Genomic DNA, 22,755 nt, shown 5'->3' with positions numbered 1-22,755 from the left:
TGAGGTGCCAACACAAGCGATCTAAGAGCGGCTGAAATATGTAAAGGATCTGTCGGTGATACGTTTAGATTGTTTGCCCTAGATCCCGGGACGCTATAGCTACTAGCCTCACATATAATAAAAGGCTTTGAAATTAATTATCTTCAGAGCCTTTTTTTGCTTTGGTTCCACATAATATGCAGTTTTGTTTTTCGGCAACCGCGAATCCAACAACTGAATCTTAAAACAGTGTTCTCAAAATTAGTAGGATCCCAAAAGCGTAGACATCACACTGATTAGAAAACATAGGTCAAAAGACCTTTCGTAAAGTTTGATGGAAAAATATCCTGAATTGAAATGGGGCGTACGACGTGAAGTCGTATGAAGCGCTGTTCACCGCCCAACGAGTGAACCATCTGTATCACCAGATGAACCTAGGACTCTGAATATAGTAGCGAGTCTGACAATGTAACGAAGATTGGTCATGCACCAATCGGGATCTAAATCGTGAGAAAACGATCCTCCTGATAACTACAAAATTGGGTAAGTGCTAGATAGTCAGCATGATGGACATAAGTGAATCCGCGTAAGGTGCGTTAATCGATGAGCAGCGGAAGTGGTTAATACACTGTAGCCAAAAAGCACGAGAGTCGGAAAAAGATTGCCCCATGCTCTTTCGTAATCGTTGAACTCTCCGCCCTATAGCGGGCATCTAAACTGACATTGCGCGACATACGGAACACGGATACGCACCGCATGAAAGCAGTCAATCAATTGAGCAGAAAAGCGTATCAAGCCAATTAATAAAATTTCAAGTTTTTAACTTTATTTAGTAGCACGAGGCCCTATTCTGTTGTAAGAATCTTCGCCGAATACTTCCAAAACCCATCTCCATCTTCATCTTCATCTTCATCTTCATCTTCATCTTCATCTTCATAAGTAATACTAACATCACCACCTGATTGTTCTACAACAAAGATAGGCATTTCATAGTGAGATTGGCTCGTACCCTCACGGCAATCCATTTTACTTTCAAGCAGTAGACCACTATCTTGCTGAGTAATTTGCCCACGATATACGCAATAACGAGCTTCTGTCTTACCCCAAAATCCTTCAGAAACATAAAACGGCTCAAAATATAAAGTCTGGTGATTGCTTTCAACCGACACTTCTATTTTGTATTGAGGTGAAGCAAATAATTTCGAGCTCATACACATTGCTATTACGAAGTGCTTAAACTTTATCTTTAGCCCATTGTATTTCATAGTTATTAGCCTCAAGAAACTAGCAGCTCAATATTAACTAGATCCGAAATTTCTTTTTCATTCAGTCGAAAAATAACCAATTCTTCCAACTGGCATGCACCAACTCGTTCATAGAATTGTATTGCCGATATATTAGTTTTTAAAGCCCACCACTCAAAGCGTGCACAATTATTTTTTCGTGCTAATTTCGACAAATACGCAAGAACCTGCTTACCAAACCCCTGTCCGTGATATTTTGGCTCGATAAACAAATCATCTAGGTGCATACCTTTCTTTCCGGTTGTAGTCGAGAATGTATAATAATAAACAGCAAAACCACATGGTTGACCTTCTTCATATAAAAGTATCGCCTCCGCCGTCGAGGACGCAGATAATAAGTTTTCCCGAAGATCATCACTAGTAACCGTTACGTCATATGGGAACTGCTCATAGTCAGCTAACTTCTTAATAAAGTGAACCAATAAGTCTGCTTCTTTTGTTGTCGCTTTTTTTATAATCATTAGTGTTACTCTTTATTATCGATCCGTTAATCTATCCAAAAGCACATATAGAGCGCAGCCCCTTAAGCAGCATTCTACTGTACGCCTTATGTATCACATTTGCTTTAGAATGCAGTAAGTGAGCAAAAGATTATTATTTGCTAGCGATAAGCGTAAATTAATATTTCCTATGCTTTTCAAACTCGACTGATTAAACCAAAGGTCATATATTAATGTTACTTTTGACTCTTCAAAGCTAGAATACCAGCGGCTCCTAGCATCAAGATACCACTTCCTTTGTTTACCAATGCAAGAGATATACTGCTTGCATCGACAATTCGTCTAGCAGAAAACGCATAGAGCATAACTAAACTGAAATCCAGAAACGCCATAGTTGGGCACATAATCATTAATTGAGGTAGAACAGGCGAATCCACACGAATAAATTGTGGGAGAAACGCGGAAAAGAAAATGATCGCCTTAGGGTTGCCGGCTGCTACTAAAAAGCCCGAGCAGAACAGTTTCACGTTAGAAGCACGCAAGTTCTGTTCATTCGACGTAGAGCAACTTACCTGCTTGGGAGAGGCTAGTAACATTTTTATCCCCATATAACATAATGTAACAACGCCAAAAACCTTGATGAGGTTAAATGCAAATTCCGAACTCGTGATAATCACTCCTAAACCCAAAGCAACCAATAACATTTGAATCAAGTTAGCAGAAATATCACCAAGTGCCGTGTAGAACACGCGTTTATGACCATACATTAGCGCATGTGTAATACCTAAAAACACGCTAGGTCCAGGTGTAGCAGTAAGAATTAGTGATGCTATAACAAAGCCAAACCAAACGTGCAATTCCATTGTTTATCCTCAATATACCATCACTGACTTATACTAACTTTCCGATGTTCTCTATCGTTCTCAAATGAGACGATCACTCAAACCACATGTTCACTAGCGACATTACGCCCATATTATTTGTTTCCGTTCCGTACAGATTGTCCGCACGAGTAACAGTAAAGTGATTCCACCATAGTGGGCAATAATAGTAGTTCTGAATCAGCCAATCTTCCGCTCGATACAGCTTATTCAGAAACTCCTGACTGTTGTTGCTTTCCTGCATTAACATGTCAATAAATGTCAACAAGCTCTGCTTTCCTCTATCAGGTAAACATTGCCTGAAAACATTACCACAAAGCATCCATTCATAATACTGATAAGCAAGATCGTCGCCAAATACGTAACAATCATAAGATACATCAGAGGTGACATTAGGTTCCCCTCGGGTACTTACCCGCCAAACGACCCCTTTTTTAGACAACGCATCAAGCAAAGGCTTTAACTCTGCAATATGACTCTCTGCCACTTCAATTCTTACGGGACGAGCTGGTGCTTTCATTTCGTTATTGAATAAGTGAAACCCTTTATCTTGATGGCAGTTAATCACACTATTTGCCAGTTCTTTTGAGCTGCCATGTGTGAATTGTCGGCTATGATGTACGATCCAAGCTCTTTCTTGTGCTGATAGACCTTTCTCATGATGGTGGAACTGTAGAACAGTACACCCACTATGGTCGATTTGTTGGGGCAGACTTAGTTGGGACTCAGAATAGAGTTGTTCCACCACGTGCATAGAAGCTTGAGGTTCGGCATCACTGCTCCAAAACTCTACGCGTTCAATATGTCCTCCCAAACCAAAGTAGCGGCTATTGCGAACTAGACTCCAACACTGTTGTTCTAGCTTTTTCACTTGATAAGCCCCGCACCCAATCGGCGTTGATAACTTATAGTCAAAGATCGCACTGTGAGAATCGGCTAACAAGTGCAAAAATACCGGATCACACTGACCCATATAAATAATGACCCACTGTTTATCTATCTCAATATGTTCTATATGGCGAAACAAAACCTGATATGGATGCGGTGTATCGCGGCGCATCTCGATATTTGATTTGATAAGCTCCGGAGTAAGGAGTTCACCATTGTGCATCACTACATCATTGCGGATTCTCAAGCGAACTTGCTTGCCACTGTAATGGAACTGATGTGCAAGGTGAGGAATAATTTTCTGTTGTTCCGGTTGATATCTAAGTAGCGTTTCAAAAATGCTATCAATCAATAAAATTGAGCGCGAGGACTGCGCCATAAATGGTCGCCATTCCGGTAATAAATAAGGCACTAAGTACATCAAAGTATTTTGTTTTTTCAACTCTTGCTGCACTTCCCCTAGCCAATGAGGCAAGTGGTCTTGGAATAGACGAACCTCACCAAACTGAGTAGCAATTCGATATGCCTGATTAATATTGCCAGAGCAAACCATTCGCTCTAACTGTGTAAGCAATGATGGTTCAAAGCCTTGAAGAAGCGTCAATTTCGAACGATGGCCGCGTCCCTTACCTGAAGCCCAACGAATAATTCCAAAACTGTCAAAAGAAGCCATTAACTTGCTAACATACCTTTCAGAGCAAACCAGAATGTCAGCAAGAACCGCAATATCAACATCATAAGTTTCATTGAGAGAAAAGTGTTTCTCCAACTGCTTTAAACGTTGCAAATGACCAGTGGATATCGACTGAAAACCTACCATGTTTACCTCAGAGTTATGTTCATTAAATACGCTGACTCTTTCAAAATTATACCTTTAAGCTTAAATTATCGTTTTGAGATTACTTAGTAAGTTTGCTAAAAATGGACAATCTGACCGACCAGAAAGCCAACCAAGAAAAACACCCCATATACTTTTGTATAAGACCTATTTCGTACGACGGCCATTGGTTGTTCTGGTTCAACTAAGTAGCGCTTTGCATTTAGAGTGTAGAAAGTGTAATCGAGTGGATTCATTTTGATTCCCATAGCAATGACTCTATAGGGGATTATCAAGGAACAAACCGGAAGTAATAATGTTCTCTTTAAAATAAATAGTTCATCTTTTAATTCGTATCTTGAATTCGTCGCTTTGCTCTGAGAAATCCCTCATAATTTTCCCAATACCCAACTATGCTTGAATAAATTTTGACCAAGCATGGTGACAGCTGCTAGAAAATTTTCCTTCGTTGTTGTCTACCCTCATGCCTAATACGCCATTTGTAGCCCTCATTAGGCTCCTAAAATTATCATTAGGAACACATGACTCCGAATCCTTTCAGTTACTCTATAATAACAAACCTAACACTTAATTTTAATAAAATCATTTTTATTCTATAAATAAGATTTTAGTTAATTTTATTAACTCTTATCTTTGTTATTATCCACTGTATTAGTAATAAAAGATAAAGAACTATTGCCAGTGCAAAGAAAATAAATGCCAAAGGAAGGAACAAGCTTTCTTGGAGCACACCATCAGGACCAATATCACCATAAAATCTAGTCTCTAACAATCCAAACAGCGCAGATGAAACTAGCATGATTGTACTAACAATAAATAATTTGTCTTTCATAGAAATCCCTTAATTTTTTATTTTTCAATGATACAAATAGGATAGTCTCCTGGGTTCTTTCCACCGCCTAAATCTAAGCATATATCATCATAATAAAACTCATTAGCTAGAAGCCCCAACCAAAATGAAAAAATAGCAATAACGATAATCAAAATTATTGGTCTTATATTCATATAGAATCCTTTAAAAGCCCATAAAAATACAAAGTGTATTTTAATATAGAAAGTTACATAATATGAGAAGATTAATATACCACCTGTTGTTTCCTGTACCGCAAAGCTTGTTATCAAGTAGCCAAATACACTCCACTTTACCAAGTTCTATCTAAATCTTGTGCGTATAATGAAATGGCTCGCTGGTACTCTTTAATTGCATCACTATTTGTTGTTGACACTATAAGATTAAGCAACAACGAAGTTGCTTCTTTGTTGCGGCCTAAGTTGTAGAGACACATAGCATAAAAAGGCTGAACTTCGATAAAACTAGGATACTCATTTATAACTTGCTCAAAATAGTTTAGTGCCTCGGAGTATTTCCCAAGACTTCGATAAGTACTCGCCAAACCAAACAAAGCATCAAACCTCTCTATCGAAGGAAGTATGCCTGATAAAGATGATAGGTAGTGTTCAATAGCTTTTTGTTCCTTACCTTCATTGTCATATGACCACGCTATATGTAAATGAGCTATCGCTGAATAACTATTATCATCTAATAACGTTGTTAACAAAGCCCTAGACTCTTGGTATTTTTCCTCTTTCCTCAATACAATCGCTTGATTAATAACAGTTTCCACTTTTCTTCTCCAAGTTTATAACAAAGATCATCTTAGACCCGTAGGCTCGTATTATACTCTTCACCCACCGATCGTACTTAAATCTATAACCAACTCGTACCTAACAGCTATAGTACTATAAACTCAATAGAACGCATTAATGTCATGCACATTGAATATGTTAGATGCATTCATAAAATCAATATACCAATTGCAAAATACAAATAAATAATATAAACATGTTAACTAATATCTTTAGTTTACCCATCAAAATGTAAAATAGATCCCCGTTAAGTTACAAAAATGTAAAGACGAGTTGCGTTAAGTTATAATGAAGGAAATTACAATGAGAAAAACACTCCTTTTAGCCCTACTTTCTCTACCAGCTATTGCGGATAGTAATATTGCAGAAAATTACTCTCATCTCGGTTTTGGTTACACTAGTATTAAATATAGTTCTGGTGCATTAAAGCCTTATACGAACGACAAATATGAGAATAAAGAAGATAAGACACTGGGTGGTTTATATCTAGATTTAAGTGCGAACATTGTGGGCGATTTTTTTATTGAAGGTTACTCTGCCTTTAATACTCGATTTAGTACTGACGTTGATAAGTGGGAGGCAGGAGCTGGTTATATTGCTTTTAGAAACCCTATATTTTCAACACCTTTTTCTTGTGGTGTTGTTAATTTCAGAACAGAAAGTGATTATGCCGAAAATAATACTGAAGAAGGATTATATTGTAAAGGAGGCATAAAGAGTCAAATTGCTAATCACTGGATGGCCCATATCTCCTATCAGCGGGACTTTCTTGGCACAGCTCGCGATGCTATAGAAGTAAAGAATGTATTTCAGTTTGGCTCCACATTTGGGCTAATTGCTGGTCTTGAGTTCGCAAAAAGAGAAGAAAGAGAAATTGGAATAAACCTAGGTATTCAATTTTCTTTTCACTAATTGATCTTCAAAAAAAACTTTTTTATACCAATGAATTAGAACGATTATTTAGCCTGCACTCTCGTAAGCAGTCTTTTTAATCCACTAAAAAATGTTAAATTTAGACAAATATCATATGAATAAATTATTCACTATACTATCCATCGCAGTTTTCACTTCTGGTTCTGCCTTGGCGGCTAATGACCAGTCCAATTTTTATGTTGGACTCGATTATGTACATTCTAATTTTCCAGAAATCCCATCAGCCTCTAAGAAAGACGGTTCAGGGTATGCAATACAGCTTGGTTATCAACTTCCATCATCTAGTAGCTGGACCAATGCATTTGAAGTTGAATACATAAACCTAGGAACTGCAAAATATAATTTTGATGACACAGCACTTGGTATCAAAGGTTCTGGAGAACTGGAATTAACAGCAATAAACCTAAGTTACAAACCGAGGTTCTACTTAGGCCGTTTTTTCATTGGAGGACAAGTGGGGTATGCCAATTTATCTGCTTCAGGTAAAGCAAGCTATACTGTTAACGGCAACACAACGAGCTCCAATCTCGCCGATAAAGTGGATTCAGGGTTCACCTTTGGTGGAGAGCTCGGCATGTTAATTACCGACCAGCTTTCGATAAAAGGAGGATATAGAGTCATTGAATCTGACACAAATACTTTGTTCGCAGGGCTTGCATTTAACTTCTAAAATACATATGCCGATACTAAAGTACTTTATCTAAGTATCGGCATATATGTTTATCTATGCCACTATAGAAATACTTGTTAAAAATAAATTTCATAGACACAGAAACCTTGTCACTTAAAAATATAAAACTAACTTAATAAATAACATCGCAATTGTGCAACATGTTCTAAGATCTTATTTGCATACAAGTTATAAGCCACCAGTTGTTCGTCCAACCAATCATGTTTGTTATAGATAGCCAAAACACCACCTAGTTCATGCCCTAACATCTTTTCAACCACATGCGGCATGACACCAAGCTCAGAGGCTCCCGTTGATATTGAACGCCTAAAATCATGAGTTCTCCAGATTGGAATATCGATACCAGCTCTTAACCTACGAATGTATCGATTTGCAGAAGCAATAGATAGTGGAATATCTAATTTAGCGCCAGGGAAAAGCACATCATCATAAATTTGCATTTCTCTCTCTAAGATAGGTCTTACCTTCTCCGGTATTGGACGTCGAATTGGCTTTTTAGTTTTGCTCAACTCTGCAGGTACCGTCCATATCCCCGCCTTCATATCAAAATGTTCTCGCCTTGCTAATCTAAGCTCTGATATCCGGTTTCCCCATAGCAATGTAATAAGATGAAGGTTCTTCGTCGGAGTGGCCGCTTGGCTTCGCTCTATCGCTATCCAGATTTTTGCCAATTCACTCCAAGTAAGTACTCTATCTCCAACATCTGAGGGAGCACCTATATCTTGCTGTCTAATCTTATCAAGATGAGTACCATCAATAAGGAACTTACTTTTACAAAAATTTAAACACGCTCTCATCCTAGCAAACGCTGAGTTTGCCACTTTGGGATTCTTCTCTGCGATTTTATCCAACCATACCACCCATTCTCGAGCGGTAATACTTGCTACATTTATTTCAGGGAACTCACCATAGAAATGATTATCGGCAACCGATTTATATAGAACCTGAGTACCTTCTTTCAAAGTAGATACTTTATTTTCAAACCAATAATTCAGGCAGTCATCCAAAGTAATAAATTCGGTTTCACAAGTTAATGCTATTTCAGGACTTCGTCCCGCTTCTTTATGCTCTAGCATTCTTTTATGAATTTGCCTTGCCTCTTTAAGGCTAACTATCGGATATTTACCTATCTTAAATCGCTGATTCTTACCATTGAACCGGCACCTATATTGAAATATAATTCTTGCCTTAGGTGACACTCTGGCAATAAAACCTTCACCGTCACTTAGTTCTGATGGCCCAGTATAGGTGTCATATCTAACAATTGCTTTTAGCTGCTTGTCGGTAATACTCACAATAAGATCTCTTATAATTGGACGCACTTACATTAAAATTTGGACGCATAATTGGACGCAAATTCAAATGTAAAAGTAAGAAAAAACATAAAATCCAAAGATAAGATACAATACGAAATCAATTCAATCCATTGTTTTGATTGAGTTGAAATAAAGATATGGGAACATAAAAAGAAAACGATGATTAATGGAGAAAGGGTTATACTCAACTATCCCAGTTATGAGCCATTTGGCCTCCGTATACATCCTTTAGATCTGCTTACGTATGGTAAACAAATTACTTATTCGCTTCACGCCAAAATGTCGATCTTTTTTACTTTTTTTCAATAGAAGCAACATTGTTCACCTAATACGTGGGAAAAGTGAAGCAAATTAGTTACCCTTGACTCACTCAAAAGCTATCGAATGCACATTTACGCATTGTAAGTCATCCGTTTAGCTGGCAATCAAGGAGTAATGATGAATTTGTCACATATTGAAGCATTTTGCAAAGTCGCCGATCTAGGATCTGTTTCTGAAGCGGCACGACAATTAAACTGCAATAGAACTAAGCTTAGTATGGCAATCAAAGCATTGGAAAAAGATCTCGATGTTTCATTATTTACTCGTAGCGGCAATCACGTAGAGTTATCAGAAGCTGGTAAAGCGATCTACAAAGATTGTGAAAATTTGCTTATTACCTATGCCCGAATTAAACAAACTTGTAGCCATGCATCTGCCGAGTTTAGCGCAGAAGTATGGATTGCTCGTGATGACGCATTACCAGATGACTTGTGGCAAGATCTCGCTCACCAACTCAACAACAACTTTCCCGCGACATCCTTCAATATTGTACTCGCATCCAGTGGCGACTTGGCAAATCTGGTTGAGACAAAGCAAGTGGACTTTGCATTTGGTGTGGATTATGAGCGAAATGATGACCCACGAGTCATTTACCAGCCATTGGGAAAGATCCGTATGATGTCGGTGTGTAAAAAAGAGCATCCCCTTAGCAAAATGCGCCGTGTTTCTGACGACGAGCTAAGAAAGCATATGCAAGCATCCATGGCCTATCTGAACGAGAAAGATAACCCAGAATTACAGCCATTCTCTCTACGCTACATTGGTTTTTCCAGTTTTGATTATATGTTGAACACCATATTGTCTGAAGAGGCGTGGGGAGTACTTCCTGAACCTCTTATACGACACCATTTACGCCAAGAGCAGTTGGCCGTCATTAAACACACCTACGGGTTAACCCAAGAAGATTACTGCATGTTTACTGCCGCAGGTATGGGAGACGATCCTGGTATGCTTTGGTTAACCGACAAACTCAGCGACTTCTTATTTGATTTTTAACCGCACAGCAGTGAGTGTCAGTTTATTTGACAGGCAAATAACCACCTATCTTACTGTTTTTATTCAAGTAATTATCACCCCTTTCATTATTCGATGTGGGAGTTTTAATCACTCATTGTAACTTTCCGTTAGATTGTCAATATTAATGACAGGTTTTTAACCGAGAGTAGCAATGTCATTTTTATCAACCAATCAACAGAACAGAGTACTGATACTTTCCGCTCTATTTGCGTCAGCATTCGCTCTAGGGGGGCTGGTATTAGGGCTTATTGCAGACTCTTTAGTGATTCTTTTTGACGGTTTTTACTCGTTAATCAGTCTACTTTTAACGCTCTTATCACTGGCGGTCGCCAGATATATCCAACAGCCTTCAAAATCCAGTTTTCCCTTTGGTAAAGCAATGTTAGAGCCGGCAGTCATTGCGATTAAAGGTATGGTAATACTCTCTGTAGTTGCCGTCTCACTTTACAATGCAACGATTGATCTTTTTAATGGTGGCAGAGCAATAGAGTCCACCATTGCCGTACTTTTTGGCGTTATTAACGTTATCGGTTGTGGCTTTACTTGGTGGTATCTACAAAAGAAAAACCAACGTTTAGCCTGTGGGTTGATAGATGCTGAAGTAAAACAATGGAAAATGGATACCGTATTAAGTATCGCAGTCACATTAGGTTTTATTGTTGCATGGATAATAAGCCACTCTTCTTCATCTCAGTACGCTGTCTACGCCGACCCTGTCATGATGTGCTTGATATCTGTTTACTTTATTAAAGTACCTCTGCTGATGTTAAAAGATGCGCTACGTGAACTGCTTATGATGAGGCCTAGCGAAGAGATCTGCACTAAGGTTGATGAAGGTATGCGTGCGGTATCTAGAGTCAGAGAGCACGATATTGAACTGATAGGTTTAACCAAAATTGGTAGAGAACTACGGGTAGATGTCACGATTAAAACCCGACCAAACACAGCGATTCTACCTAAAGAGATAGAACACACACGCTGCGCTTTGGCTGGTCATTTGGCAGATTTACCACTGGATCTTCGGTTAAACTTGAAACTAGCTTAGCCTCTCTCGGCTACGCTTGGTCACTTCTTACTTTGAAAATGCTCCGCTAATGAGACTCTACGTGCTGGCCCCACGTTATCTTGTTTAGGTAAGGTATGTTCAAAGCCTTCTTTGATAAATGAGGTCGCATGACCACCGCCCGTAATACGGCGTAGTCTCTCATCACTTTTACCAAAAATCTGTAACTCTACGGTTTTGTCGCCACTCTGATAGGTCACGATCTTTCCATCAAACAAGAAAAACGTCGCCAAATAGCGATTGTTTTTCTTAACACCATTTTCACTTAGATAGAACTGATCCGCCGCCCATTCTGGACCACCAATTTCAGTCCATTTACCATAGACTCGATTCGGGTCGATATGCTGCTGATAAGTAACAAAACCTACATATCCGGCCAAAATGGCCACCACCACCACAAATGATAACCACACCGTCATGACCGTCGACATTCCTCGGCATTTAGAGGCCAATCCCATATTCATTGATTGGTTACTGTTAACGGCTTGTCTGTTGTTAACTAATCGTGCCATAAACGTCTCTCAATCCTGTTTGTTGAGGTCAATTACATATTTTACCGTCACATATACTGTGCCGTCATAAAACGCGTTTTATCATACATACTGTTGGTCGATACTCTATGACCTTTGGCTTCATTCTTGAACAAACCACACATAGTTATGGTTAAATTATAGCCAAGCTATGGGTCATTTTTACCCCTTTTGCTAGCATCAAACAGACTGAACAATATTTTTCTAACGAATCTGCAGTAACCTTTTCAACCAAATCCTGATCAAGATCTTCGCCAGACACTTCAAAATGAATGTTGATGGCGGTAAAAAATCGTGGCGCGGTTTCTCGTCTTTCGGTCGTTAGTTTAGCAGTGCAACTCGTTACCTTTTGGCCTTGCTCTTTCAGTCCGTCAACTACATCCACCGAGCTACAACCGCCAGCGGCGATCAATACCATTTCCATAGGACTTGGTGCAGTTTCACCACCATTACCATCCATCGCAACTTGATGTCCCGACTGTGAATGTCCAACAAATTTAAACTCTTCAACCCATTTCACTTCAGCTTGCATCTATTTACCTTTAAATTCTGTCATTAAGTTCAAGCATCTTCTGTTTTTGCTCAAATCGTAACCCACTATGGCATAACCTACCTGTACGGTAAATATTTCCATTGAGTAACTGGTCAATACTGGCATAAAAAAGGGAGGCATAATGCCTCCCGCCGAAATAACTTTAACGATTAATTACAAGTGCTTGACTGAAATATCATTGTTATCAAACAAGTGAAGCGTGTCTGACGATGCTTTAAGATGAATGGTCTGTCCTTTACTTTGGTTGATAATACCCGGCAACTTCGCGACGATAGGTTCTTCCTGCCCCTCAACTTCAATATGCAATAGCGTTACTTCACCAAGCGACTCCACAAACAGCACCTGACCTGTAACGAACGACTCTTCTTCTGTTGCCAGTTCAAAATCTTCAGGGCGAATACCCACCTGTAATTGCTGATTCAATAACGTCTCTGGACACGAATGCGGGAAGACAGCATGGTTACCATTACTAAATTTAACCGTGCCACTCTCTCCTGCAGCGACTAACTCCGCAGGCAAAATATTCATTGCTGGCGAGCCGATGAATCTCGCCACAAATATGTTTGCCGGGTTGGTATATAGCTCCAATGGCGAACCTACTTGCTCAATTTTACCCGCCGACAACACCACAATTCTGTCCGCCAATGTCATCGCTTCCACCTGATCATGGGTAACATATATCATGGTGGTCTTATCCATCTTCTCTTTCAAGTTGGCAATTTCTATTCGGGTCTGCACTCGAAGAGCCGCATCCAAATTAGACAATGGCTCATCAAACAAGAATACTTTAGGATCCCGGACAATGGCTCGACCAATGGCCACACGTTGACGTTGTCCACCAGAGAGTGCTTTAGGTAACCGACCAAGATAAGGCGTCAATTGCAGCATCTCTGCCGCCTGTGTTACCCGTTTGTCGATCTCTTCTTTTGATTCCTTTGCAATGCGCATAGCAAAGGCCATATTGTCATATACGGTCATATGCGGGTATAGCGCGTAAGTTTGGAACACCATAGCAATACCACGCATGGCGGCAGGCATATCGTTAACGACTGCCCCTTCAATTTCTAACTCCCCACTGGTGATATCTTCTAACCCTGCGATCATACGAAGCAGAGTCGATTTTCCGCAACCTGACGGACCAACAAAAACAATAAACTCACCAATATCGATATCTAAATCAATACCATGCAGTACTTCAGTGTCGCCGTAGGCTTTTTTAATATTTGTTAATTTTAAACCAGTCATCGAATTCTTCTCTTTATCAAATTGTTTCATTGCACCAGATTACTTAACTCAACCCGCTTACTTAACTGAGCCAGAAAGCAATCCACGCACTAAATAACGTTGAAGGCTAAAAAATACCCCTAGCGGAACGGCAATAGAGACAAACGCTGAGGCCGTCAATATCTCCCAGTTTCCTCCTCGAGAACCAAGCAGTTCTCTAAGTCGTCCGGTAAGCACCAACTCGCTTTCACCATTACCTAAGAACACGGTTGCCACCAATAAATCATTCCAAACCCAAAGGAACTGGAAGATGGCAAATGACGCCAATGCAGGGAAAGAAAGTGGTAAAACAATTCGAACAAATATCTCAAAATCAGTCGCGCCATCAACACGAGCCGACTCAATGATCTCTCTTGGTAAACTAGAAATATAGTTACGCAATAAATAAATGGCTAACGGCAAACCAAAACCGGTATGGGCAAGCCATATCCCCAAATATGTTTTGGCACCAACACCAAAGAAAGCACCAACCTCGTTGTACAACCTCAATAGCGGTATTAACGACATCTGTAACGGTACAACCAATAGTCCAACAACCAGAGCGATCAATATAGGTCTACCCGGCATCCGCATCCAAGACAACGCATACGCGGCAAAAGCAGCAATCAAGATAGGGATAATTGTTGCAGGTATGGTTACCGTTAACGAGTTAATGAAAGACTGTCCTATGCCCTCTGCGGTTAATACTTCACGATAGTTATCTAAGCCAAATTTAGGTGCCACTTCGGAAGTATAGAAAACACGCTTACCACGACTACCTTTAAACGGTTCAGGCGAGGTCATAACGTAATAGCCATCCTCGTTAACGGTCAGGGTTGCCCCTTTGCGCATCGGTGCCGTCTCTCCAGGCATATATTTGGTTGGCGCTTTAGATGATGCACCAAAGCGTTTAACGTTTATCGCATTGCCATCTTCGCCTAACTGTCCTTCCAACACGTACGTACCATCTTTTTGTACTTGTTGATCAGGATGGCCTGTCCTTCCGATTAGGTTCTGTTCTGAAGCGGATAGTGCGGTCCACCAGCCTGACACAGCAAGCTGTTCTTTATCTCGAAACGATGAAATAAGTAAGCCAGCAGTAGGAAGAGTCCAAAGAATCACCACCAGCAACACCGATAAGTGAACTAAAATTGTTAAAGGTGAACGCCTTAGCTTGCTTAGGCCAAATTGTGCATCTGACATCTAGCGTCCCTCCATTTGAGCATTGGCTTGTCGAATATTCCAAACCATCACTGGAATAACCGCGACCATAATTATGACGGCAATAGCCGCTCCTCGACCAAAATCACCGCCGCCCCGGAACATCCAATCAAACATCATATTGGCAAGTACCTGTGTATTCCATTGACCATTCGTCATGGCCAGAACAATATCAAATACCTTCAGTACGGTAATCGTAATGGTTGTCCAAACAACGGCAATGGTTCCCCATATCTGAGGGATAAGAATTTTGAAAAATATCTGAACGCCATTTGCGCCATCTAGCACTGCAGCTTCAACGGTCTCTTCAGGAATACCGCGCAACGCGGCAGACAATATAACCATAGCGAAACCGGTCTGGATCCAAATCAAAATAACCATTAAGAAAAAGTTGTTCCAAAACGGTATGGTTATCCATGCCTCTGGCGTACCACCAAGGGCTTCTACAATCGCATTAAGTATGCCGATCTGCTCTGAACCTTCCGCTCTATAGTCGTATACAAATTTCCAGATAATCGACGCGCCAATAAAGGAAATAGCCATTGGCATAAAGACCATGCTCTTAGCGATGTTTCCCCAACTCACTTTGTCAGTCATCGCAGCGATAACTAAACCGAAGAAGGTCGACATTGCCGGCACAACCAATAACCACAACATATTATTCAGTAGTGATTCTAAGAACTCTCTGTCATTCAACAGCCAGACATAGTTATCTGCTCCGATAAAAACATCGCCGCTTCGGTCATGTAAAGAGAGCATGAAAGAATCAAAAATTGGGTAAACCAAATACAGCCCTAGAAATGACAGCGCAGGACCTAAAAACAGCCAAGGTCGAACCGACGCAGCGCGGCTGATGTTTTTTGCCTTCTGCTCATTTGAAACACCACGGGAGGGGAAAATCAGAGTAAGTAGGAAGTTGCTACCCACAAAATAGATTATGCAACCAGCTACACCGAGGATCATGATAAAAAGGGAGTAATACAATTGCTCCATGAAAACCTCACAATAAATCGAAAATACTAACAGTCAAACTATCGAGAATAAAAAGAAGGTCAGTACCACGGTACTGACCTTTTATCACTAACGAGTTACTTTAAAGCGTCCCACGTTTTTTGGATATCATTAGCAACATCTTGTGCAGATTTTCCGCCGCTATAATCCACCATACCAGTCCAGAACGCGCCCGCACCAATCTTACCAGGCATTAGATCCGAACCATCGAAACGGAACGTTGTCGCACCCAATAGGATCTGACCCTGTTTCTTCAACGAGTCATTGGCATAAGTATCAAGGTTCGCGCCTTTAAATGGCGTTAAGAAACCAGATTGAGCCATCCATACTTCATGAGCGATAGGCAGACGAAGGAACTTCAAGAACTCTTGTGCCGCTTTTGAGTCTTTGGTAATACTCCATACGGTACCAGCGCCTAATACAGGTTTACCTAGATCTTTTCCTTCATAAGCAGGGAAGTAGAAGAAGTCGGCATCTTCACCCAATACTGTACCTTCAGGGAAGAAGCTAGGGATAAACGAAGCTTGACGGTGCATGTAACATTTAGCTGGAGAGCTAAACATGCCTTTAGGGCTATCACGGAAATCTGTTGCGGCAACCGCGCGAGAACCACCATCAACATAATCGTCGTTCAAGAACCAACCAAACTCTTCAATAGCGCCAACGACTTTCTTGTCGTTGAATTTCAGCTCATTCTTAGTCCATGCATCGTAATCGGCAGGAGATTGAGTACGCAACATCATATCTTCAACCCAGTCAGTTGCAGGCCAACCTGTAGCGCCACCACTTCCCAGACCGATACACCATGGCGTTTCACCGTCTTTGACCATCTGCTGAGTTAACGCTTTTAGCTCTTCCATGGTTTTCGGTACTTCATAACCCGCATCTTCAAAGTTTTCTGGAACGTACCAAACCAAAGATTTAAGATCGACCTTATAGAAGAAACCGAACAGATCTTTCTGGCCTTGTTTATTGTCAAAGGTACCTAGGTCAACCCAAGATGTCCCTGCGGCATAGTTTTTCTCAATCCAAGAGCTCCAATCACCTTTCAACGGTGTTAAGAAACCTTTAGAAGCAAGATCCGCGGCCAAACCTGGTTGAGGGAAAATAGCAATATTCGGCGCACTACCTGCTTGTACATCAATGACAATTTGAGTTTCGAAAGAGTCAGAACCGGCATACTGAACATCGGCACCTGTCGCTTCTTCAAAATACGCAATCACACTTTCAATCAAGGCTTTATCTGGGCCAAGCCAAGGGCCACTTATGGTGACGGTTTCACCAGTTAGGTCTACTTTTTTTAGTGCCTCATAGCTTGGCCAGTTAAAACGGTTATCTTCACCGGGTGTATATTTAAGATCGGCGGCCATTGCAGAAGATGAGAGTATCGCCAGAGCGACTGCACTAGTAACAAGGGTAGTTTTCATCAGTTCGAACTCCATGTATTTCTGTTTTTTATTTTACTGTTTCACGAAAGACTTAATCGGTTAAGTCCATAGAGGAACCATAGCTCCCAAAAATAGTTTCGACCAATTAAGCTGCTGAAGTTGTTATTTAGATCATATTAATGACTATTTATTACTCATTTTTATGACTCAGCGTCAAATATTGACCATTAATAGAGGTAAAGTATTTCTTATGCCTTCTTAATCGTTCTAGAATTCAGAAAATGCTTTTGTTTGTTGCTATTACTTCAAGGAAATGTCCCAATGAAAAGTCATACAGTGAAAAAGCCAACACTTAAAGATGTGGCGAAACAACTTGGGGTTTCTACTGCGACTGTCTCTAATGCATTTAATCGACCGGATCAGTTATCCGCCTCTCTAAAAACTAAAATTTTAGAACAGTGTCAACAACTTGGTTATACCGGCCCGAGTTTGACCGCCAGAAGCTTACGTACAGGTAAAACCGGTGTAATTGGCGTATTACTTGCTGACAACCTCTCGTATAGCTTTACCGATCCTGTGGCCAGCGAGTTTTTGGCCGGCATATCTGAAACCTTAGATGAGCAACACGTTAATATGCTGCTTCTTCCGTCTAATACGGAGAACTATCAAAGTACCCAAGCAGAAACCATACCCGACAGCTTTATTGTTTACGGTAAACCCGCAGACAGACATGTTCTAGAGCGGCTACAACAACAAGGCAAACCGTTAGTAACGGTTGATTTTGACCTGCCGAAAACCCCTTCAGTGAGTATCGATAATGAAAAATCGGCTTACTTAATTGCCTCAAATGTTCTTAACCACGCCGAACAAAAGTTACTCATATTAGGTTTAAGGCTTGAGCCATCTAATGCGCTGTCATTTAGCTCGTTTGACAAGCTATTCACACCGGAAGAGTGCATCTCTAGACGTCGCCTAGAAGGGTATAAAAAAGCCATGAAAGAGGTGGGAATAGAATTAGAAACTCATCATGTATGGCAGATCCACCATTTAGAGCATGATGCGATGAAAGCTGTACTGAGGGGGGCTCTGACGGCTCCAGACAATATTGATGTTTTGCTGTGTATGAGTGATCGCATCGCACTTGCGGCATTAGATGCAGCGAAAGAGTTATCGATAGAAGTGCCGCAACAACTAAAAATTGTTGGTTTTGATGATATTCCCCAAGCAGAGCGAGCTGGGCTATCAACCGTGCATCAACCTATCGCAGAGAAAGGCCGGATCGCCGCTAAAATTGCCTTAGGCATATTACCGTATGAATCTGTTGAGTTGGCAGAGAAAATCCAACTCAGACAGAGCAGTTAATTCACCAAAAGCATATCTAGCCCTTATTTAAGGAGTAAATATAATGACCCACCCTATAGAGAAACGTTGGTGGCATAATGCCGTTGTATACCAAATTTATCCTCGCAGTTTTAATGACTCCAATGGTGATGGTATTGGTGATATTGTCGGCATACTCGAAAAACTTGATTACATTAAACAGCTTGGTGCCAACGTTATTTGGCTAAGCCCTGTCTATAAATCGCCAATGAATGATAATGGTTATGATATCTCTGACTATTTTGAGATCGCTCCTGAATTTGGCACCATGCAAGATATGGACAACTTGATTGAACAAGCTAACCAGCGTGGCATCAAGATTGTAATGGATTTAGTGGCTAACCATACCTCAGATCAACACCCTTGGTTTATCGAGTCAAAAAGCAGCATAAACAGCCCCAAAAGAGATTGGTATATTTGGAAAGATGCCAAAGAAGATGGCAGTGAGCCAAATAACTGGGAATCATTTTTTACCCCAAAAGCGTGGACTCTCGACCAAGAGAGTGGCCAATACTATTGCCACCTGTTTGCCAAGGAGCAGCCGGATCTCAACTGGGCTAATCCCGAGGTACGCCAAGCGATTTACGACATGATGCACTTTTGGCTTAAAAAGGGCCTTGGTGGCTTCCGCATGGACGTGATCAATATGATTGGTAAACCGTCAGATTATCCAGACGCCACTATTTTCGACTCCGGCGTTGCGGGTTGGGAACACTGGTCAAATAACTTGCTAGTGCACCAATACCTTAGAGAGATGAATGAACAAGTCCTCTCTCATTATGATGTAATGACGGTAGGTGAAACGCCCTTTACCACGACGCTAGATGGTCAGTTCTATTCAAATCCAAAACGTCATGAAATCAGCATGATTTTTCAGTTTGAGCATATGAGTATCGACCGTGAAGAGCATAATGCGGTTAAAAAGCCGTTCAACTTAGTTGAGTATAAAGCCATTATGGCTAAATGGCAGGATGACCTATACCAAAAAGGCTGGAACAGCCTCTATTGGAGTAATCATGACCAAGCCCGTACTGTGTCACGCTTTGGTAACGATCAAGGTGAAAATAGAGTCATTAGCGCAAAAATGCTGGGAACGGTATTACATATGATGAGCGGTACGCCTTATGTGTACCAAGGTGAAGAATTTGCCATGACAAACAAGCATTTTGCTGACATCAGTGAGTTTGATGATTTAATGGCACACTTCCATTACCAGAAAATGCTCGAAAGAGGTGTAGAGCCACAAGCGGCGTTAGACTTTTTGAACTTTTTCTCCCGAGATCACGCTCGAGTTCCCGTACAGTGGAATAACTCACACAACGCAGGCTTCACTAGCGGAACACCTTGGTTAGCCGTCAATGAGAATTATAAAGAGATTAATGCTGAAGCATCCGTTTTGGATAGCGACTCGGTATTTAATCACTACCGAAAACTCATCGCACTACGTCAAGGCGAAGAGTATGGCGATGTTATTGTTTATGGTCGTCACCAATTACTCGACGCCAATGATAGTGATGTCTACGCCTATCAAAGAGTGTATCAAGGTAAAACCTTGTTAATCGTTGCTAACTTCAGTGGAGAGATTCAACAACGGAGCTACTCTGGAAAAGTAATCAAAACCGCGCTCAGCAACTATTCTCAAGAGATTCACTCGCTGGAAAATATGCAATTACAGCCGTATCAAGCGAGTATTATTGAAATTAGCTGACATTTCATCGGCTAGATAGCCATGAGATAACGCCACTTTGTGAAGCGTTCTCAACAGAGACGACAACCGCCTTGTTAATCAGTAAATAACAAGGCGGTTCTTTATTTATTGATGATCTAGGATATTCTTTAAACATAGGCCCCATTTTAAATGGCAACTTATGAATAGACTTAATTGCGCCTCGACATTTAACATTAGCACACTAAACTTGTTCAATTATCTGCAGCCCCCCAACGCTTTTTATCAATTTGATAATATATATAGCGATACGGAGTGGCAAAGAAAGGTGACTTGGCTCTCTAACTGTATTAATGAACTACAGTCAGACGTTATTGCCTTCCAAGAAGTCTTTAGTCCCGACATATTAAAGCAACAGTTGAATCAACTTGGCTACCCGCATTTTGTCTGTTTAGATAGTCCTTCGGTTAGGGATGGCTATCAATACTCTGACCCCGTACTGGCGTTGGCATCCAAACACCCCATTCTTGATGCACAATTACTCACAGCAGATCGCTCGCTTTTCCACCATCAAGATTTAACTCAAGACTTTCAGTTTAGTCGACAGCCTTTGCTGGTCTCCATACAGCTCGGCCAACTGGGTATCATAGATTTTGTTGTTGTCCATTTTAAATCTCAACGGCCAACGCTCACTCCGCCTGATCTCTGTCAGGTTACATCAAAAACGAATCCGGGATGTACAAACGAGAACGACTACACAGAGAATATAATGGGGATATGGCGCTCAGCCAGTCAAAGAGGATTCGAGGCCAACGTTCTTTACAGTATGCTCAGCCAATTTAGAGCAAAAACCTGTCGGCCCTGCATTATTTTAGGTGACTTTAACCAAACCATCAGCAGTATAGAATTTGACTGCTTTTTTGCTCTCTCCCCTCAACATCCTTCTCACAGAAATCGAAACGATGAGAGCCTCAATCAGCTTTACTTCTGTGATAGCTGGGAGCTCTATTGTGAGCAATTTGACTCGGCAAATCTGCAATGGTCTCGACCTGCAACGCACTACTACGGGGCTATGGGAAAAGTATTAGACTATATCTTACTGAGTAATGAATTCGCACCAAACAGTGGTGGATATTTATCGGTTAATCAGTATCACACTTACGATGAACATATCATCAATCCAAACTATCAAACTGACCATTTATCAAGTGACCATGCTGCCGTGCGCATAGAGATTGGTATTATTAAATAATATAGGTGGTATTTTTTTGATCTGCTTTGGCGTTAATAAGTGCTTTATCTGCCAAATGAACGAGATAATCAGGATCAAGACTCGCATCTGTTTGCTGGTTAAAATAGACACCAACTGTCACCGTTAAATACTTGGCAACGGGTGAGTCTGGGTTAGCAATATTCGCATCGGAAACAGCCATCCGAAATTGCTCGGCAAGCTGTTGAACTTGATCTATGGTGTGGTCTAGCAACACAACTAAAAATTCATCACCGCCATAGCGGAAACAGTAGCCATCCGGATAAAAGCACGTATTCAGCATATCGCCAAGCTGAACCAAGGCTTTGTCACCTCTTATATGACCAAATTTTTCATTTAGCTGTTTAAAGTAGTCAATATCAATCATTAATGCTGAAATACTACTGCGAGATTTTTCCGCTTTGAGCAGAATATTAGGCAACACACTCTCTAACGCCACTCGATTGTAGACACCCGTTAAATGATCCCGTTGAGAAACGTTCATTAACTCTTTTTTCTGCTGTTTAAGCTCTGATATCAGGCTTTTATAAGCAGTGATACAACGCACCGTCCACAGCACGCCGAAACGATCATTACCTGCCGATACGCGACAGAGAAATCCTTCAAAATAGCGAACACCCTTTGGACCGGTCTGATCTTTAAACGCATCAATATCACTTAAATCCATAGTATATTGGCACGTTCTGGAGATACCGGACTCTATCACCTCTTTAACATAGGTCAAAAATAGTGATGCCAGTTTCTCAGGAAAAACATCAAACAAAGATTTTCCTTTCAATACGACAGGATCATGATGGCGCTCAGCATCTTTTCCACCAAATACATTCAGGTAAACACCATCCTCACTCAGTAAGAATGCAGGTTCCGGCATGGCGTTAAAAATCTCTGTAGATTGAATAGTTAATTCATTAACTAAATGTTGAGAAGAGCTATCCATGTTCCCTATATGCATCAGATTTCGCTAATTTGCGAAAGATTATCATCGGTAAAGATAACTTACTAGCTTAAAATTCACTCACTTTTTTATCTAGTTCAAACTTTTAACATTTCCTTATCACACACTACAGCATTATCTGCGGTGAATGTCAGCTAAATGAGATCGAGCCTCAGGCTATACTCAAGTGACCTGTCGACATTTTATTTTGCTACCTTTAC

Annotated in this window: 23 protein-coding genes and 1 pseudogene; 8 read left to right on the top strand and 16 right to left on the bottom strand. The window is 40.7% G+C overall.

Features of this window, described 5'->3' with window-relative positions; translation table 11 throughout:
* Positions 1-711 precede the first annotated feature (711 nt).
* A pseudogene (locus CHJ_RS24150) lies at positions 712-777 on the top strand (RNA-directed DNA polymerase); the annotation flags it as partial.
* Positions 778-824: 47 nt separating this feature from the next.
* On the opposite strand, the gene CHJ_RS17930 reads toward CHJ_RS24150, so the two are convergent.
* The 7 genes from CHJ_RS17930 to CHJ_RS17900 all read right to left on the bottom strand — a co-directional run bounded on the left by CHJ_RS17930 (position 825) and on the right by CHJ_RS17900 (position 5,955).
* On the bottom strand, positions 825-1,190 hold the full coding sequence (locus tag CHJ_RS17930; protein ID WP_317918495.1) for a hypothetical protein: 366 nt from the start codon (positions 1,188-1,190) through the stop codon (positions 825-827).
* 65 nt (positions 1,191-1,255) lie between these two features.
* Positions 1,256-1,744 carry a GNAT family N-acetyltransferase gene (locus tag CHJ_RS17925; protein WP_317918494.1) on the bottom strand — a complete coding sequence of 163 codons (489 nt, stop codon included), beginning with the start codon at positions 1,742-1,744 and terminating at the stop codon, positions 1,256-1,258.
* Positions 1,745-1,959: 215 nt separating this feature from the next.
* Positions 1,960-2,586 (bottom strand): LysE family translocator, encoded by a 627-nt coding sequence (locus CHJ_RS17920; protein ID WP_317918493.1) that lies wholly within the window; start codon positions 2,584-2,586, stop codon positions 1,960-1,962.
* A gap of 73 nt (positions 2,587-2,659) precedes the next feature.
* Positions 2,660-4,312, bottom strand: a complete 1,653-nt coding sequence (locus tag CHJ_RS17915) for an SgrR family transcriptional regulator (RefSeq protein WP_317918492.1) — start codon at positions 4,310-4,312, stop codon at positions 2,660-2,662.
* A gap of 625 nt (positions 4,313-4,937) precedes the next feature.
* Positions 4,938-5,162, bottom strand: a complete 225-nt coding sequence (locus CHJ_RS17910; RefSeq protein ID WP_317918491.1) for a hypothetical protein — start codon at positions 5,160-5,162, stop codon at positions 4,938-4,940.
* Positions 5,163-5,179: 17 nt separating this feature from the next.
* Positions 5,180-5,335, bottom strand: coding sequence for a hypothetical protein (locus CHJ_RS17905; protein WP_317918490.1), 156 nt, complete (start codon positions 5,333-5,335; stop codon positions 5,180-5,182).
* A gap of 137 nt (positions 5,336-5,472) precedes the next feature.
* Positions 5,473-5,955, bottom strand: coding sequence for a tetratricopeptide repeat protein (locus tag CHJ_RS17900; protein WP_317918489.1), 483 nt, complete (start codon positions 5,953-5,955; stop codon positions 5,473-5,475).
* Positions 5,956-6,280: 325 nt separating this feature from the next.
* Here CHJ_RS17900 and CHJ_RS17895 point away from each other — a divergent pair, with 325 nt between their 5' ends.
* Both CHJ_RS17895 and CHJ_RS17890 read left to right on the top strand, forming a co-directional pair.
* Entirely contained in the window at positions 6,281-6,889 is a 609-nt protein-coding gene (locus CHJ_RS17895; RefSeq protein WP_317918488.1) for a hypothetical protein, read from the top strand.
* 115 nt (positions 6,890-7,004) lie between these two features.
* Positions 7,005-7,580 (top strand): outer membrane beta-barrel protein, encoded by a 576-nt coding sequence (locus CHJ_RS17890; protein ID WP_317918487.1) that lies wholly within the window; start codon positions 7,005-7,007, stop codon positions 7,578-7,580.
* 128 nt (positions 7,581-7,708) lie between these two features.
* Here the strand turns inward: CHJ_RS17890 and CHJ_RS17885 are convergent, their stop codons facing one another.
* Positions 7,709-8,896 carry a tyrosine-type recombinase/integrase gene (locus CHJ_RS17885; RefSeq protein ID WP_317918486.1) on the bottom strand — a complete coding sequence of 396 codons (1,188 nt, stop codon included), beginning with the start codon at positions 8,894-8,896 and terminating at the stop codon, positions 7,709-7,711.
* A 459-nt stretch (positions 8,897-9,355) separates the two neighbouring features.
* On the opposite strand from CHJ_RS17885, the gene CHJ_RS17880 reads away from it, so the two are divergent.
* Positions 9,356-10,234 carry a LysR family transcriptional regulator gene (locus CHJ_RS17880; protein ID WP_317919208.1) on the top strand — a complete coding sequence of 293 codons (879 nt, stop codon included), beginning with the start codon at positions 9,356-9,358 and terminating at the stop codon, positions 10,232-10,234.
* A 172-nt stretch (positions 10,235-10,406) separates the two neighbouring features.
* On the top strand, positions 10,407-11,300 hold the full coding sequence (locus CHJ_RS17875) for a cation diffusion facilitator family transporter (RefSeq protein ID WP_317918485.1): 894 nt from the start codon (positions 10,407-10,409) through the stop codon (positions 11,298-11,300).
* A 20-nt stretch (positions 11,301-11,320) separates the two neighbouring features.
* Here the strand turns inward: CHJ_RS17875 and CHJ_RS17870 are convergent, their stop codons facing one another.
* From CHJ_RS17870 to CHJ_RS17840, 7 genes are all read right to left on the bottom strand, one after another.
* Positions 11,321-11,830 (bottom strand): DUF2850 domain-containing protein, encoded by a 510-nt coding sequence (locus tag CHJ_RS17870; RefSeq protein WP_171753401.1) that lies wholly within the window; start codon positions 11,828-11,830, stop codon positions 11,321-11,323.
* A 151-nt stretch (positions 11,831-11,981) separates the two neighbouring features.
* Positions 11,982-12,380 (bottom strand): OsmC family protein, encoded by a 399-nt coding sequence (locus tag CHJ_RS17865; protein WP_317918484.1) that lies wholly within the window; start codon positions 12,378-12,380, stop codon positions 11,982-11,984.
* Positions 12,381-12,521 (bottom strand): hypothetical protein, encoded by a 141-nt coding sequence (locus CHJ_RS17860; RefSeq protein ID WP_171753399.1) that lies wholly within the window; start codon positions 12,519-12,521, stop codon positions 12,381-12,383.
* A 33-nt stretch (positions 12,522-12,554) separates the two neighbouring features.
* Positions 12,555-13,646, bottom strand: a complete 1,092-nt coding sequence (locus CHJ_RS17855; protein WP_317918483.1) for an ABC transporter ATP-binding protein — start codon at positions 13,644-13,646, stop codon at positions 12,555-12,557.
* Between the two features lie 57 nt (positions 13,647-13,703).
* Complete coding sequence (locus tag CHJ_RS17850; protein ID WP_317918482.1) at positions 13,704-14,867, bottom strand: carbohydrate ABC transporter permease; 1,164 nt, start codon at positions 14,865-14,867, stop codon at positions 13,704-13,706.
* Entirely contained in the window at positions 14,868-15,878 is a 1,011-nt protein-coding gene (locus CHJ_RS17845) for a carbohydrate ABC transporter permease (RefSeq protein WP_171753396.1), read from the bottom strand.
* Between the two features lie 95 nt (positions 15,879-15,973).
* Positions 15,974-17,323, bottom strand: a complete 1,350-nt coding sequence (locus CHJ_RS17840; protein WP_317918481.1) for an ABC transporter substrate-binding protein — start codon at positions 17,321-17,323, stop codon at positions 15,974-15,976.
* Between the two features lie 282 nt (positions 17,324-17,605).
* Between CHJ_RS17840 and CHJ_RS17835 the strand changes: the two genes are divergently transcribed.
* From CHJ_RS17835 to CHJ_RS17825, 3 genes are all read left to right on the top strand, one after another.
* Positions 17,606-18,646, top strand: a complete 1,041-nt coding sequence (locus tag CHJ_RS17835) for a LacI family DNA-binding transcriptional regulator (protein ID WP_171753394.1) — start codon at positions 17,606-17,608, stop codon at positions 18,644-18,646.
* 43 nt (positions 18,647-18,689) lie between these two features.
* Entirely contained in the window at positions 18,690-20,372 is a 1,683-nt protein-coding gene (locus CHJ_RS17830) for a glycoside hydrolase family 13 protein (protein ID WP_317918480.1), read from the top strand.
* Positions 20,373-20,532: 160 nt separating this feature from the next.
* Positions 20,533-21,582 carry an endonuclease/exonuclease/phosphatase family protein gene (locus tag CHJ_RS17825; protein WP_317918479.1) on the top strand — a complete coding sequence of 350 codons (1,050 nt, stop codon included), beginning with the start codon at positions 20,533-20,535 and terminating at the stop codon, positions 21,580-21,582.
* On the opposite strand, the gene CHJ_RS17820 is transcribed toward CHJ_RS17825, so the two are convergent.
* Positions 21,575-22,552, bottom strand: a complete 978-nt coding sequence (locus CHJ_RS17820; RefSeq protein WP_317918478.1) for a diguanylate cyclase — start codon at positions 22,550-22,552, stop codon at positions 21,575-21,577. The two genes, CHJ_RS17825 and CHJ_RS17820, sit on opposite strands and share 8 nt — an antisense overlap.
* Positions 22,553-22,755 lie beyond the last annotated feature (203 nt).

Origin of the sequence: Vibrio sp. MACH09 (genome assembly GCF_033238805.1) — a bacterium.
In the GTDB taxonomy this organism is placed as follows: domain Bacteria; phylum Pseudomonadota; class Gammaproteobacteria; order Enterobacterales; family Vibrionaceae; genus Vibrio.
This window is presented reverse-complemented; position numbering and strand designations above follow the sequence as displayed.

Coding starts and splice junctions, on each gene's coding strand:
- CHJ_RS17930 (WP_317918495.1), bottom strand. CDS start 1,190: ATGAGCTCGAAATTATTTGCTTCACCTCAATACAAAATAGAAGTGTCG.
- CHJ_RS17925 (WP_317918494.1), bottom strand. CDS start 1,744: ATGATTATAAAAAAAGCGACAACAAAAGAAGCAGACTTATTGGTTCAC.
- CHJ_RS17920 (WP_317918493.1), bottom strand. CDS start 2,586: ATGGAATTGCACGTTTGGTTTGGCTTTGTTATAGCATCACTAATTCTT.
- CHJ_RS17915 (WP_317918492.1), bottom strand. CDS start 4,312: ATGGTAGGTTTTCAGTCGATATCCACTGGTCATTTGCAACGTTTAAAG.
- CHJ_RS17910 (WP_317918491.1), bottom strand. CDS start 5,162: ATGAAAGACAAATTATTTATTGTTAGTACAATCATGCTAGTTTCATCT.
- CHJ_RS17905 (WP_317918490.1), bottom strand. CDS start 5,335: ATGAATATAAGACCAATAATTTTGATTATCGTTATTGCTATTTTTTCA.
- CHJ_RS17895 (WP_317918488.1), top strand. CDS start 6,281: ATGAGAAAAACACTCCTTTTAGCCCTACTTTCTCTACCAGCTATTGCG.
- CHJ_RS17890 (WP_317918487.1), top strand. CDS start 7,005: ATGAATAAATTATTCACTATACTATCCATCGCAGTTTTCACTTCTGGT.
- CHJ_RS17880 (WP_317919208.1), top strand. CDS start 9,356: ATGAATTTGTCACATATTGAAGCATTTTGCAAAGTCGCCGATCTAGGA.
- CHJ_RS17875 (WP_317918485.1), top strand. CDS start 10,407: ATGTCATTTTTATCAACCAATCAACAGAACAGAGTACTGATACTTTCC.
- CHJ_RS17870 (WP_171753401.1), bottom strand. CDS start 11,830: ATGGCACGATTAGTTAACAACAGACAAGCCGTTAACAGTAACCAATCA.
- CHJ_RS17865 (WP_317918484.1), bottom strand. CDS start 12,380: ATGCAAGCTGAAGTGAAATGGGTTGAAGAGTTTAAATTTGTTGGACAT.
- CHJ_RS17860 (WP_171753399.1), bottom strand. CDS start 12,521: ATGCCTCCCTTTTTTATGCCAGTATTGACCAGTTACTCAATGGAAATA.
- CHJ_RS17855 (WP_317918483.1), bottom strand. CDS start 13,646: ATGACTGGTTTAAAATTAACAAATATTAAAAAAGCCTACGGCGACACT.
- CHJ_RS17850 (WP_317918482.1), bottom strand. CDS start 14,867: ATGTCAGATGCACAATTTGGCCTAAGCAAGCTAAGGCGTTCACCTTTA.
- CHJ_RS17845 (WP_171753396.1), bottom strand. CDS start 15,878: ATGGAGCAATTGTATTACTCCCTTTTTATCATGATCCTCGGTGTAGCT.
- CHJ_RS17840 (WP_317918481.1), bottom strand. CDS start 17,323: ATGAAAACTACCCTTGTTACTAGTGCAGTCGCTCTGGCGATACTCTCA.
- CHJ_RS17835 (WP_171753394.1), top strand. CDS start 17,606: ATGAAAAGTCATACAGTGAAAAAGCCAACACTTAAAGATGTGGCGAAA.
- CHJ_RS17830 (WP_317918480.1), top strand. CDS start 18,690: ATGACCCACCCTATAGAGAAACGTTGGTGGCATAATGCCGTTGTATAC.
- CHJ_RS17825 (WP_317918479.1), top strand. CDS start 20,533: ATGAATAGACTTAATTGCGCCTCGACATTTAACATTAGCACACTAAAC.
- CHJ_RS17820 (WP_317918478.1), bottom strand. CDS start 22,552: ATGCATATAGGGAACATGGATAGCTCTTCTCAACATTTAGTTAATGAA.